13 protein-coding genes and 1 pseudogene are annotated in these 12,921 nt (G+C 71.5%); 9 read left to right on the top strand and 5 right to left on the bottom strand.

Annotation, left to right across the window (positions count from 1 at the left end; translation table 11 throughout):
* Positions 1-73: 73 nt before the first annotated feature.
* Genes ACFV6X_RS14605 through ACFV6X_RS14590 form a run of 4 tightly spaced genes read left to right on the top strand, consistent with a single transcriptional unit; the run spans position 74 to position 3,200 of the window.
* The gene (locus ACFV6X_RS14605; protein ID WP_385382604.1) at positions 74-1,024 is read left to right on the top strand and encodes a zinc ABC transporter substrate-binding protein; all 951 of its coding nucleotides are present in this window, start codon (positions 74-76) and stop codon (positions 1,022-1,024) included.
* A 16-nt stretch (positions 1,025-1,040) separates the two neighbouring features.
* Positions 1,041-1,811: a metal ABC transporter ATP-binding protein gene (locus ACFV6X_RS14600; RefSeq protein WP_385382704.1), complete on the top strand. Its 771-nt coding sequence runs from the start codon at positions 1,041-1,043 to the stop codon at positions 1,809-1,811.
* Positions 1,811-2,713 (top strand): metal ABC transporter permease, encoded by a 903-nt coding sequence (locus tag ACFV6X_RS14595; RefSeq protein ID WP_385382601.1) that lies wholly within the window; start codon positions 1,811-1,813, stop codon positions 2,711-2,713. The genes ACFV6X_RS14600 and ACFV6X_RS14595 overlap by 1 nt, the downstream gene beginning before the upstream one ends.
* A 58-nt stretch (positions 2,714-2,771) precedes the next feature.
* Positions 2,772-3,200 carry a transcriptional repressor gene (locus ACFV6X_RS14590; RefSeq protein ID WP_365453222.1) on the top strand — a complete coding sequence of 143 codons (429 nt, stop codon included), beginning with the start codon at positions 2,772-2,774 and terminating at the stop codon, positions 3,198-3,200.
* Positions 3,201-3,239: 39 nt separating this feature from the next.
* Here ACFV6X_RS14590 and ACFV6X_RS14585 read toward each other — a convergent pair whose 3' ends face one another.
* From ACFV6X_RS14585 to ACFV6X_RS14565, 5 genes and pseudogenes are all read right to left on the bottom strand, one after another.
* Positions 3,240-4,073: an isoprenyl transferase gene (locus ACFV6X_RS14585; protein ID WP_385382598.1), complete on the bottom strand. Its 834-nt coding sequence runs from the start codon at positions 4,071-4,073 to the stop codon at positions 3,240-3,242.
* A gap of 23 nt (positions 4,074-4,096) precedes the next feature.
* A complete protein-coding gene (gene recO / locus ACFV6X_RS14580) occupies positions 4,097-4,843 on the bottom strand; it encodes a DNA repair protein RecO (protein WP_385382595.1) in 747 nt (248 codons plus the stop codon).
* A gap of 34 nt (positions 4,844-4,877) precedes the next feature.
* Entirely contained in the window at positions 4,878-5,111 is a 234-nt protein-coding gene (locus ACFV6X_RS14575; protein ID WP_365453213.1) for a hypothetical protein, read from the bottom strand.
* Positions 5,112-5,247: 136 nt separating this feature from the next.
* Positions 5,248-5,685 carry a VOC family protein gene (locus ACFV6X_RS14570; protein ID WP_385382592.1) on the bottom strand — a complete coding sequence of 146 codons (438 nt, stop codon included), beginning with the start codon at positions 5,683-5,685 and terminating at the stop codon, positions 5,248-5,250.
* Between the two features lie 110 nt (positions 5,686-5,795).
* Positions 5,796-5,960: pseudogene (locus tag ACFV6X_RS14565) on the bottom strand (protein phosphatase); the annotation flags it as partial.
* A 430-nt stretch (positions 5,961-6,390) separates the two neighbouring features.
* Between ACFV6X_RS14565 and ACFV6X_RS14560 the strand changes: the two are divergent.
* The 5 genes from ACFV6X_RS14560 to ACFV6X_RS14540 are packed head-to-tail and all read left to right on the top strand — an operon-like array spanning position 6,391 to position 12,912.
* The gene (locus ACFV6X_RS14560; RefSeq protein ID WP_385382591.1) at positions 6,391-8,022 is read left to right on the top strand and encodes an ABC transporter substrate-binding protein; all 1,632 of its coding nucleotides are present in this window, start codon (positions 6,391-6,393) and stop codon (positions 8,020-8,022) included.
* Between the two features lie 3 nt (positions 8,023-8,025).
* Complete coding sequence (locus tag ACFV6X_RS14555; RefSeq protein ID WP_385382588.1) at positions 8,026-8,985, top strand: ABC transporter permease; 960 nt, start codon at positions 8,026-8,028, stop codon at positions 8,983-8,985.
* Positions 8,985-10,961, top strand: coding sequence for a dipeptide/oligopeptide/nickel ABC transporter permease/ATP-binding protein (locus ACFV6X_RS14550; RefSeq protein ID WP_385382586.1), 1,977 nt, complete (start codon positions 8,985-8,987; stop codon positions 10,959-10,961). The genes ACFV6X_RS14555 and ACFV6X_RS14550 overlap by 1 nt, the downstream gene beginning before the upstream one ends.
* A complete protein-coding gene (locus ACFV6X_RS14545) occupies positions 10,958-11,980 on the top strand; it encodes an oligopeptide/dipeptide ABC transporter ATP-binding protein (protein ID WP_385382584.1) in 1,023 nt (340 codons plus the stop codon). The genes ACFV6X_RS14550 and ACFV6X_RS14545 overlap by 4 nt, the downstream gene beginning before the upstream one ends.
* The gene (locus ACFV6X_RS14540; protein ID WP_385382581.1) at positions 11,977-12,912 is read left to right on the top strand and encodes a dihydrodipicolinate synthase family protein; all 936 of its coding nucleotides are present in this window, start codon (positions 11,977-11,979) and stop codon (positions 12,910-12,912) included. Before ACFV6X_RS14545 ends, ACFV6X_RS14540 begins: the two co-directional genes overlap by 4 nt.
* Positions 12,913-12,921 lie beyond the last annotated feature (9 nt).

Raw genomic sequence — 12,921 nt, 5'->3', positions numbered from 1 at the left:
AATCGGGGCTCCCCCCGAAACCGAATCAGCAGCTTGTTGACAACGGTTTCCACTTTTGTTGAAAATGACTCTCATGAACATACGACGACGCCTGATACCCACGGCAGCGCTGGCCGCCCTCAGCCTCACTGCCGTCTCCGCCTGCTCCGGCGACGACACGGCCGCGGGCAGCACGGACGAGTTCGACGTCGTCGCCTCGTTCTACCCGATGCAGTTCCTCGCCGAGCAGATCGGCGGGGAGCATGTGAACGTCACCACCCTGACCGAGCCGGGTCAGGAGCCGCACGACCTGGAGATCAGCGCCAAGCAGACCGCGCAGCTCCAGGAGGCGGACGCCGTCCTCTACCTCAAGAACCTCCAGCCCTCCGTCGACGAGGCCGTCGACCAGGCCGACGTGCAGCCGGAGATCGACGCCGCCTCCCTCACCACGCTGGAGGACCACGGCGACGTCGAGCACGACCACGCGGGCGAGGACGGGCACAAGGGCGAGGAGGATGAGCACCCCCTCGACCCGCACATCTGGCTCGACCCGGTGAAGTACGCCGAGATCGCCAAGGGCGTCGGCGCCGCCTTCGAGAAGGCCGACCCGGACCACGCGGCCGACTACAAGGCCAACACGGAGGCGCTGGTCGGCAAGCTGAACGGCCTCGACAGCAAGTTCACGGAAGGCCTGAAGGACACCAGGAGCAGGGTCTTCTTCACCAACCACGCCGCCTTCGGCTACCTCGCCGAGCGCTACGGCCTGACCCAGGAGGCGATCTCCGGCATCAGCCCGGAGTCCGAGCCGAGCCCGGCCCGGATCAAGGAACTCCAGTCGGAGGCCAAGGCCGACGGCGTGACCACCGTGTTCTACGAGACACTGGTGAGCGACCGGACCGCCAGGACGCTCGGCAAGGACGCCGGCCTGAGGACGGACGTGCTCGACCCCCTCGAGGGCATCACCGACAAGTCCAAGGGCGACGACTACTTCCAGGTCATGGAGTCCAACCTCGCCGCGCTGAAGACCGCCCTCGGCGCCAAGTGACCGTTACGGAGGCCGCATTGTGAGCGAGTCCGTCATATCCATGCGCGGCGTCCGCGCCGAACTGGGCTCGCGGCCCGTGCTGCGCGGCATCGACCTGACCGTCGGCCGCGGTGAGGTCGTCGCGCTGCTGGGCGCGAACGGCTCGGGCAAGTCGACCGCGGTGCGCAGCGTCATCGGGCAGGTGCCCGTCGGCGCCGGGACGATCGAGCTGTTCGGAACGCCGCGGCACCGCTTCCGCGACTGGGCCCGGGTGGGGTACGTGCCGCAGCGCACCACGGCCGCGGGCGGTGTGCCCGCCACGGTGACGGAGGTCGTCTCCTCCGGCCGGCTGTCCAGGGCCCGCTTCGGCCTGCTGCGCAAGGCGGACCACGAGGCCGTGCGCCGGGCCCTGGAGCTGGTCGGCATGGCCGACCGGGCCAAGGACTCCGTGGGCGCCCTCTCCGGGGGCCAGCATCAGCGTGTGCTGATCGCCCGCGCCCTCGCCTCCGAACCCGAGCTGCTGATCATGGACGAGCCGATGGCGGGCGTCGACCTGGCCAGCCAGGAGGTGCTCGCGCGGACCCTGCGGGAGCAGGTCGCCGCCGGCGCGACGGTCCTGCTCGTCCTGCACGAGCTGGGCCCCCTGGAGCCGCTGATCGACCGTGCGGTCGTCCTGCGCGACGGCTGTGTGACCCACGACGGCCCGCCCCCGAAGGCCGTCGGCCAGCACGCGCTGCCCGGCCACGACCACGTCCACCCGCACGCGGCGCACGACGCCGGACCGATCCGCACAGGACTGCTGAGCTGATGGATATCCTCGACTACGCCTTCATGCAGCGGGCCCTGCTCGCCGCGGTCCTGGTCGGCGTCACGGCCCCCGCGATCGGCATCTACCTCGTGCAGCGCCGCCAGGCCCTGATGGGCGACGGCATCGGCCATGTCGCCATGACCGGCGTCGGCCTGGGCTTCCTGCTCTCCTGGTCGCCCGTGTGGATGGCCACACTGGTCTCCGTGCTCGGCGCGGTGCTCATGGAGCTGATCCGCTGGTACGGCCGCACCCGCGGCGACATCGCCCTCGCCATGCTCTTCTACGGCGGTATGGCCGGCGGCGTGATGTTCATCAACCTCGCGCCGAACGGCTCCAACGCCAACCTCACCTCGTACCTCTTCGGGTCCCTGTCGACGGTCAGCGAGTCGGACGTCACCGCGATCTGTCTCCTCGCGGCCTTCGTGGTCCTGGTCACGATCGGGCTGCGCAGGCAGCTCTTCGCGGTCAGCCAGGACGAGGAGTTCGCGCGGGTGACGGGGCTGCCGGTGCGGGCCCTGAACCTGCTCACGGCGATCACCGCGGCGGTGACGGTCACCGTGGCGATGCGGGTGGTCGGCCTGCTGCTGGTGTCGGCGCTGATGGTGGTCCCGGTGGCCGCCGCCCAGCAGCTCACCCGCAGTTTCGCGGCGACCTTCGCGATCGCGGTCGCCCTGGGTGTGACCGTCACTCTCGGGGGCACGGTCACCTCGTACTACCAGGACGTTCCGCCCGGTGCGACCATCGTGCTGCTGACGATCGGCGCGTTCGTCGTGCTGACCGTGCTGGCGGCTCCGCTGGCCCGGCGGCGCGCGCGGGCACTGGCCGCGGCACAGCCGGCCGGGGATCCGGCGGAGTGTGCGATTCCGGCCACCCGTGGGGCCGGGGACGAGATCGGCGTCTGACCGCGCAGGGTCCGGGCTGGCACAATGGCCCGGCAGACGCAGAGCAAGGAGGCAACCGGTGACCACCGCTGGACCGCCCGTGAAGGGCCGCGCCACCCGGCAGCGCGCCGCTGTGGCGGCTGCCCTGGAAGAGGTCGAGGAGTTCCGCAGCGCTCAGGAGCTTCACGACATGCTCAAGCACAAGGGCGACTCCGTCGGGCTCACCACGGTCTACCGCACCCTGCAGTCCCTCGCCGACGCCGGCGAGGTCGACGTCCTGCGCACCTCCGACGGCGAGTCCGTCTACCGCCGTTGCTCCAGCGACGAACACCACCACCACCTCGTCTGCCGCGGCTGCGGAAAGGCCGTCGAGGTCGAGGGCCCCGCGGTGGAGACCTGGGCGGAGGCCATCGCCGCCGAGCACGGCTTCGTCAACGTGGCCCACACGGTGGAGATCTTCGGCACCTGCGCGGACTGCGCGACCTGCGCGACGGCCGGGCGGAACTGAGGCCGGGCGCCGAGCGCCCGGCCTCGCTCCACAGCCGCTCTACGGCTGGTTGCCCTCCATCGCCAGCAGCTCCTCGTTCGGGATCGCGCCGCCGAAGCGGCGGTCCCGGGACGCGAACTCCACGCAGGCCCGCCACAGGTCGCGGCGGTCGAAGTCCGGCCACAGGACGTCCTGGAAGACCATCTCCGCGTAGGCGCTCTGCCAGAGCAGGTAGTTGGAGGTGCGCTGCTCGCCGCTGGGGCGCAGGAACAGATCGACGTCGGGCATGTCCGGGTAGTAGAGGTACTTCGCGAAGGTCTTCTCGTCGACCTTGGACGGGTCCAGGCGCCCGGCCTTCACGTCCTCCGCAATCGCCTGTGCCGCGTCGGCGATCTCGGCCCGGCCGCCGTAGTTCATGCAGAAGTACAGCGTCAGGCGGTCGTTGTCCTTCGTCTGCTCCTGGGCGATCTGGAGCTCCTTGGCGACCGACTTCCACAGCTTGGGCATCCGCCCCACCCAGCGCACCCGGACGCCGAGCCCGTCGAGCTGGTCGCGGGTCTTGCGGATGAAGTCGCGGTTGAAGTTCATCAGGAAGCGCACCTCGTCCGGCGAGCGCTTCCAGTTCTCGGTGGAGAAGGCGTACAGCGAGATCGCGCCGACGCCCATCTCGATCCCGCCCTGGAGCACGTCCAGCACCCGCTCGGCGCCGACCTTGTGCCCCTCGGTGCGCGGCAGCCCGCGCTCCTTGGCCCAGCGGCCGTTGCCGTCCATGACGATCGCCACGTGGCGGGGGATCAGCTCGCCGGGCAGCCTCGGCGCGCGGGCACCGGACGGATGCGGCTCGGGCGTCAGGTACTCGCGCCGCTGGCGCCCCAGGAACCCGCGTACGGCCATGTGCTTCTCGTCTCCCTCAGCTCTTACTTTTCCACGTACCGAAGGGAGCGCAGCCCGCGCTCCAGATGCCAGTGCAGATACGCGGACACCAGCCCGCTGCCCTCCCGCACATGCCGCGGCTCGCACGCGTCCGCGGTCTCCCAGTCTCCCGTAAGCAGTGCGCCGAGGAGTTCCAGGGTCTGCGGTGAGGGTACGACGCTCCCGGCGACCCGGCAGTCGACGCAGACCGAGCCGCCGGACGCCACCGAGAAGAACCGGTTGGGTCCGGGCATTCCGCACCTGGCGCAGTCGCCGAAGCTGGGGGCGTAGCCGTTGACGGCGAGGGAGCGGAGCAGGAAGGCGTCCAGGACGAGGTGCGGGGCGTGCTCTCCGCGGGCGAGGGTGCGCAGGGCGCCGACCAGCAGCAGGTACTGCTGCACGGCCGGCTCGCCCTCGTGGTCCGTGAACCGCTCCGCCGTCTCCAGCATCGCCGTGCCGGCGGTGTATCGCGCGTAGTCGGTCACGATGCCGCCGCCGTACGGAGCGATGGTCTCGCTCTGCGTGCACAGCGGCAGCCCGCGCCCGATCAGTTCGCCGCCCCGCGCGAAGAACTGCACGTCGACGTGTGAGAAGGGCTCCAGCCGGGCCCCGAACTTCGACTTCGTCCGCCGCACGCCCCGCGCCACGGCCCGCACCCGCCCGTGCCCCCGCGTGAGCAACGTGATGATCCGGTCGGCCTCACCCAGCTTCTGGGTGCGCAGCACGATGCCGTCGTCGCGGAACAGGCTCATGCCGACATTGTCTCCTACGCCGGCTGGGCCTCCTTCAAGGGACCTCGCCCCGGCTGCGGGCGTTCGCGTAGGCCGTCGCCGCGCTGAGTCGCTCCGCCGCGGTCGCGGTGCGCAGGGCGTCCGGATCGCAGTCCCACTCCTTCCCGCCGCCCACGGCTCTCAGCTGCACGTACGGCCCCTCGTGCCCCATGACGATCCCCACCTTCCCGCTGCGGGTGTCCACGACGTACGAGCCGATCGGCGGCTGCGGCGGCTTCTTCGACTTCATCGGCTTCCGGCCTTTTCCAGTGCGGTGTGCAATTGCATCACCGTGTGGTTCCCCGACCCCTTCGGGTTTCACTCTTTGCGACTCCCCGGCCACACACTGCCTCTACACTCGGCGGAATCCCGGCACTGCGCCCAGGTCACCGCCGTTCCAGGGGTTCCGGGGCCTCCTGGATCGCCCAGCCGTTGCCGTCGGGGTCCTGGAAGAAGAGGAAGGCGTTCCACTTCTCCTCGCCCCGGCCGGGCGCCCAGCCGGAGTCGGTCACGTGCAGGACCGGGGTCACCTCGACCCCGCGTCCGGCGAGCTCGGCCCGGGCCTCCTCGATGTCGGTGACACACAGCTGGAGGCCCTGCATGGCGCCGGGAGCCATCCGGGGCTGCCCCGGTGAGTCCGGCATGCCGGACTCCAGCACGATGGAGCAGCGGGAGCCGGGCGGGGTGAGCTGGAGGAAGCGGCCTACGCCCTCGAAGAACGACGCGTCGATGTCGGCGCGGAATCCGCACCGGTCCTGGTAGAAGGCCTTGGCCCGGTCCAGGTCGGTGACCGGCACGACGATCACCTCAAGGGTCCATTCCATGCGCGCACCTCCTCGCCCATGGTCACCCCGCACCCTCCGCCACGCCCGCCGACGGCCGCGGTGCGCACGCCGCGCGCCGGGTCGCCGTCGATCTGTGGGGGCGCCGGACCTCACCGCGCGTCGCCGAACCCGCGCACGTGCCGCCGCTGCCAGGGCGTCTCCACCGCCCGTCGGTCGTAACGCGCCCGGACGTACGCCACGGCCTGCTCCGGCGGTACGCCGTCCAGGACCGCCAGGCAGGCCAGCGCCGTCCCCGTCCGCCCGCGCCCGCCGCCGCGACACTGCCGTAACGGCGCCCGCGGGCCCGTCGGGCCTCTCCGCCACGGAAGTGAACTGCGCTCACCCGCTGCGCGCCCTCCACGTCAGGGGCGCGCGGCGCGGTGATGATGGCGCGATGACGGTGAACGGCGAGCGCGGGGGGCGGTCCGTCCGGGCGGTCACGGACGCCGGGCGACTCCGTCGCGGTGTGCGCCGCGCCGCGTCAACTCCCCTGATCTCGCACAGTCATTGGTGCGACCTGTGGCAGATACGCCATTCGTGTGCTCTCTCTTGACCACCCCCACGGCCACTCCTATCGTCGCGCACACCGCATGACGTAGGACGTCGTATCTCCCCATCATCCGACTCGTCATCCGAATGCGTCGCCGGCCCTCGGAGTGACGAGGACCCATCCGACCGCCTCCCCCCACACTCCTCGGAGGACCCGTGCGCGACGTGACCCACGACGTGCCGGCGCCGCACCGCCGGTCGTTCCTGAAGTACTCCGGCGCCCTCGGCGCGGCCTGCGCCGTCCAGGCGTCGCTGGCGGCCTGTTCGGCGGGCCCCGAGTCCACGAACGACACCGGTGACGGGGGCGAGGGACCGAACCGGACACTGACGGCGGTCATCGGCTACGGGAACGACGGGACCTGGGACCCGACGCAGACGGCGTCGGCGTTCTGCATGGCCGCCAACAACCACATCTACGAGGGGCTGCTCGACACCGACCCGATCTCACGGGAGCCGTACCCGGCGCTGGCGACCCGGGTGCCCGCGGACCTCGGCGCCACCGCCTGGAAGTTCACCCTGCGCCCGGGCGCCACGTTCCACGACGGCAGGCCGGTCACCGCCGACGACGTGGTCTTCGTCTTCGACCGGATCCTCGACCCGGACACCCAGACCCTGGCCAAGGGCTTCTTCGAGCCCTGGCTGAAGGACGTACGGAAGATCGACGAGCGGAACGTCGAGCTGGTACTGAAGTTCCCCTTCCCGGAAGGGGCCTCCCGGCTCACCCTTGCGAAGATCATGCCGAAGCACGTCTTCTCCCGGCCCGGCGCCTGGAACGACGCGATCGCGGGGCTGGCCGTGGGGTCGGGGCCCTACCGGCAGACCGCGCACCACCCGAAGTCCAACACCACCTTCGAGGCGTACGCCGGCTACAACGGGCCGCGCCGGCCGGCCTTCAAGAAGATGAACTGGCTGACCATCGTCGACGCCGCGCCCCGCGTCGCCAAGATCTCCGGCGGCAGCGCGGGCGCGCAGATCGCGGACAACATCCCGTACGCCAACATCGGCGTGCTGGAGAGCGGCGGCATGACGGTGGCCGGCGGATTCGGGATGAACAACCTGTTCCTGATGTTCAACACCGCGCGCAAGCCCTTCGACGACGTGCGGGTCCGGCAGGCGCTGCACTACGCCATCGACACCGAGCAGATGGTCGAGGTCGCCCTCAAGGGGCACGGCAAGCCGTCGTCGTCGTTCCTCAACGAGGCCAATCCCGCGTACCGGCGGGCCAGGACCGTCTACGACCACGACCCCGACAAGGCGCGGGCGCTGCTGAAGGCGGCCAGGGTCAGCGGGCTGCGGATCGAGATCCTCGCGGTGAACGTCAGCTGGATCGTCGACTGCCTGCCGACGATCAAGTCGTCCTGGGACGCGATCGGGGTGCGCACGACGCTGTCGCCGCAGGAGACCACGGCCGTCTTCACCAAGATGGACCAGAAGCGGGACTACCAGGTGGTGGCCGCCGCCTCGAACCCCAACCAGTTCGGCCTCGACGCCGACCTGATCATGCGTTACAACTACGGGCCCGAGAACCTCTGGATGCGGTACGCCCGCTGGACCGGCGACCCGGTCGCCCGGCAGCTCTTCAAGGACATGGACCGGGCCACCAGGGAGCCGGACGCGGCCCGCAAGAAGGCGATGATCCAGGACTACGTCGACGTCGTCGCCGAGCAGGCGGTGCTCTACCCGGTCGTCCACAACGAGCTGATGACCGCCTGGGACCCGGGCGACCTCGCCGGGATAAGGGCGCAGCCGTACCCCGGGATCAACGTCCTCCAGGCCAGGTGGGCCTAGCCGGTGGCCGCCGTCGTCAGGATCCTGGCCCGCCGTGTCCTGCTGCTCGTGCCGCTGATGCTCGGCATCGTGCTGTTCGTGTTCCTGGTGATGCGGTTCTCGGACGTCGACCCGGCGTCCGCGTTCTTCCAGGGCGCGAACCCCACGGCCCAGCAGCTGCACGACTTCCGTGAGGAGCACGGCCTGCTCGACCCGCTGCCGGTGCGCTACGTCGCCTTCCTCGGCGATCTGCTCCACGGCGACCTGGGCACCAGCGCGCTCACCCGGGGCGACGTCGTCGACCAGGTGATGACCGCGCTGCCGCTCACCATGCAGCTCACCTTCCTGGGCCTCGGCATCGCGGTGGTGCTGTCGCTGGCCGGCGGGGTGATCGCCGCCATCTACCGGGACCGGCTGCCGGACCAGATCATCCGGGTGGTCTCCCTGACCGGCGTCGCCGCGCCCGGCTTCTGGCTGGCACTGCTGATGATCCAGTACCTGGCGGTCGACCTCGGCTGGTTCCCGACCGGCGGCTACATCAACCCGCGGGACTCCGTCACCGGCTGGCTGCAGACCATGACGCTGCCCGCCCTCGCCCTGTCCCTGCCGGTCGCGGCCCAGCTGACCCGGATCGTGCGGACCGCCGTCGTCGAGGAGCTGGACAAGGACTACGTGCGCACGGCGATCGGCAGCGGGCTGCCGCCGCGGGTGGTGGTCGGCCGTAACGTCCTGCGCAACGCCCTCATCAACCCGCTGACCGTGCTCGGGCTGCGCGTCGGCTATCTGCTCGGCGGCGCGGTCGTCATCGAGACGATCTTCTCGCTGCCCGGCATGGGCAAGCTGATGATCGACGCCGTGAAGAACGGCGACCCGGCCGTCGTCCAGGGCGTCGTCCTGACCACGGCGATCGGCTTCGTGGTCGTCAACCTCGTCATCGACATCCTCTACCTGCTGGTCAACCCGCGACTGAGGGATGCCGCCTGATGTTCTCGCGCAAGAGCCTCACCGAGGCGCTCTCCCGCCCCGGCGTCCGGCTGCGCGGCTGGCGCCGGCTGCCACTGCTGTCGAAGATCGCCGTCTGCTTCCTGGCGCTGGTCGTGCTGGTGGCCGTGTTCGCGCCGCTGGCCGCGCCCTACGACCCGCTGGAGCAGCTGCCGCCCGTCGACGGCACCGGGCATCCCTCCGTCGGGCACTGGATGGGCCAGGACAGCCTCGGCCGGGACATCCTCAGCCGGCTGATCCACGGCGCCCGCTGGTCCCTCGCCATCGGGCTCGGCGCCACCACGCTCGCGCTGCTGGTGGGCTCGCTGATCGGGGCGGTCGCGGCGACCTCCCGCAAGGCGGTGGACGAGACCCTGATGCGCTGCCTGGACGTGGTGATGGCGTTCCCTGGGATCGCGCTGGCCGCCGTCCTGGTCGCCGTGTTCGGCGGCGGGATCGTGGTGCTGATCTGCGCGATCGCGTTCCTGTTCACGCCGCCGGTGGCCCGTGTCGTACGGGCGAACATCCTCGACCAGTACGGCGAGGACTATGTGACGGCCGAACGGGTCATCGGCGCCCGCACCCCGCACATCGTCGTCAGGCACGTGGCCGTCAACTGCGCCGCGCCGGTCCTGGTGTTCTGCACGGTGCAGGTCGCCGAGGCCGTCGTCTTCGAGGCGTCGCTGTCCTTCATCGGCGCCGGCGTACGGCCGCCGGACCCCTCGTGGGGCAGCGTCATCGCGGACGGCAAGAACATGGTGCTGACCGGCGGCTGGTGGGCGACCGTGTTCCCCGGGCTGCTGATGCTGGTGACCGTGCTGTCGCTGAACATCCTGTCCGAGGGCGTGTCGGACGCGTGGGCGGCCCCGGCCCCGCGCGAGGTAGAGACGCCCCAGGACCACCTGGAGGCCCCCGAGCCCGGCAGCGGCAGGGTCACCCCGCTCCCCGGCCTCGCCGAGGCCGCCCCGCGGCTCCGCTCCCGCGCCCGTCCGCTGCCCGGCGGCGGTCCGGTGCTCGCCGTCGAGAATCTGGCCATCGGCTTCCCCGGCCGGCACCACGGCGTGGACATCGTCGACGGCATCAGCTTCGAGGTGCGCGCCGGAGAAGTGCTCGGCCTGGTCGGCGAGTCGGGCTGCGGCAAGTCGCTGACCGCGCTGACCGTCATGGGCCTGCAGCCCCAGGGCGCCCGGGTGCGCGGCGAGGTCCGCTTCAACCAGCGGCCCCTGCTCACCGAGCCGATGCGGGTCCGCCGCAAGCTGCTCGGCCACGAGATGGCGATGATCTACCAGGACGCGCTGTCCTCGCTGAACCCGGCGATGACCATCCGCGCCCAGTTGAAGCAGGTCGTACGGCGCGGGGGAAGGCGCAGCCCCGCCGAACTGCTCACCCTGGTCGGCCTCGACCCCGACCGCACCCTGCGCAGCTATCCGCACGAGCTCTCCGGCGGCCAGCGACAGCGCGTCCTGATCGCCATGGCCCTGTCCCGCGACCCGAAGCTGATCGTCGCCGACGAGCCGACCACGGCGCTCGACGTGACCGTGCAGGCGCAGATCATGGAGCTGCTGCTCCGGCTGCGCGAGGAGCTGGGCTTCGCGCTGGTCCTGGTCTCGCACGACCTGGCGCTGGTGGCGGCCGTCACCGACCGGGTGGTGGTGATGTACGGCGGGCAGATCGTGGAGACCGGCGTGACCGCCGACCTGGTCGAGGCGCCGGCCCACCACTACACGCGCGGGCTGCTCGGCAGCGTGCTGTCGCTGGAGGGGGCGGCCGAGCGGATGACGCAGATCAAGGGCGTCGTGCCGTCCCCGGCGGACTTCCCGGCGGGCTGCCGGTTCGCGGACCGCTGCCCGATGGCGAGCGAGGTCTGCCGGACCACGGCCCCCGATCTGGTGGGTACCCGGACGCACACGGCCGCCTGCCACCATCCGGCGATCCTGCTGATGAACACCGGCGAAGCGGAGAACGAGGTCGTCACGTGAGCGCTCTGGTGGAACTCGCCGACGTGCACGTCGTGCACAAGGCCCGCAGCGGCGGGCTGTTCACCCGCGACAGGGTGTACGCGCTGACCGGCGCCGACCTGACCATCGCGCCCGGCGAGACGGTCGGCGTGGTCGGCGAGTCCGGCTGCGGCAAGTCGACGCTGGCGAAGGTGCTGGTGGGCGTGCAGCCGCCGACGTCCGGGACGGTCTCCTTCCAGGGCCGCGACCTGTGGGCCATGGGGCCCGGCGAGCGCCGGACGGCCATCGGCAGCCACACCGGCATGATCTTCCAGGACCCGTCGACCGCTCTGAACCGGCGGCTGACGGTACGGCAGATCCTGCGCGACCCACTGGACGTGCACGGGCGCGGCACGGCCGCCGGGCGCGAGGAGCGGGTGCGGGAGCTGATGGCGCTGGTCGGTCTGCCGAAGGCGCTGGCCGACGGGCTGCCGGGCCAGCTCTCCGGCGGTCAGCGGCAGCGCGTCGCCATCGCCCGCGCGCTCGCCCTCGACCCCGAGCTGGTGGTCGCCGACGAGCCGACCAGCGCGCTGGACGTGTCGGTGCGCGCCCAGATCCTCAACCTGCTGCTCGACCTGAAGGAGCGGCTGGGGCTGGCGCTGGTGTTCGTGTCGCACGACATCCAGACGGTGCGGCGGATGAGCGACCGGGTGATCACCATGTACCTCGGCCGGATCGTGGAGGTGGTCCCGGCCGGTCGGGTCACGGACCGGGCCCGCCACCCGTACACCCGCGCCCTGTTCTCCGCGACCCCCGGCCTGCTCGACCCGATCGACCCGATCCCGCTGGCGGGCCCGGTCCCGTCCGCGACCCGGCCGCCGAGCGGCTGCCCGTTCCGCACCCGCTGCTGGAAGGCCGACGGGATGTGCGCCGAGTCGATGCCCGAGTTTTCCGCAGCCGCCACTCCGACGCATCGTTTCCGGTGCCACCATCCGGTGGGAGAGGAAGAGTCGACCCGAGAACTCGTCGGCCAGGCCCAGGCACCGAAGGAACCCGCATGACCTTCCCCTCTCCGCTCACCGGTGTCGTCCCGCCCGTCTGCACGCCCCTGACACCGGAGCGCGAGGTGGACGTCCGCTCACTGCTGAGGCTGGTCGACCACCTGGTGGCCGGCGGCGTGCACGGGCTGTTCGTCCTCGGCTCCACCTCCGAGGCCGCCTACCTCACCGACCGGCAGCGCGCCCTCGTCGTGGAGACCGTCGCCGGTCACCTCGGCGGGCGGCTCCCGCTGCTGGCCGGCGCCATCGACATGACGACCCCGCGCGTCCTGGACCACGTCCGGGCCGTCGCGGCGGCGGGCGCGGACGCGGTCGTCGTCACCGCGCCCTTCTACACGCGCACCCACCCGGCGGAGATCGCCCGCCACTACCGGCTCGTCGCCGCCGCCTCCCCGGTCCCCGTCCTGGCGTACGACATCCCGGTCGCCGTCCACACCAAGCTCCCCGCCGAGCTGGTCCTGGAGCTGGCCGCCGACGGGGTGCTTGCCGGGCTGAAGGACTCCAGCGGGGACATGGCCGGCTTCCGCCAGGTCCTGACCGGCGTTCAGGCCCATGGCGGCGCCTCCGGCTTCAGCGTGCTGACCGGCTCCGAGACCGTCGTGGACGCGGCCCTCGCGATGGGCGCGGACGGGGCGGTGCCCGGTCTGGCGAACGTGGACCCGCACGGCTACGTCCGGCTCTACCGGCTGTGCCGGGCAGGCGACCGGGAACGCGCCCGTGCCGAGCAGGAGCGGCTGTGCGCCCTGTTCGGCCTCGTCGGCGTCGGTGCCCCCGCCCGGATGGGCGGGAGCTCCTCGGGGCTCGGCGCGTTCAAGGCGGCGCTGCATCTGCGCGGGGTCATCGACTGCCCGGCGACGGCGGAGCCTCAGGTGCCGCTGTCGCCGGAGGAGGTGGAGCGGGTGGGCAAGTACCTCGCGGCGGCGGGACTGCTCTGACAGCAGGGC

Origin of the sequence: Streptomyces sp. NPDC059861, from assembly GCF_042731435.1 — a bacterium.
Lineage (GTDB): Bacteria > Actinomycetota > Actinomycetes > Streptomycetales > Streptomycetaceae > Streptomyces.
The sequence above is the reverse complement of the archived record's forward strand: the minus strand, read 5'-3'. Positions and strand labels throughout refer to the sequence as shown.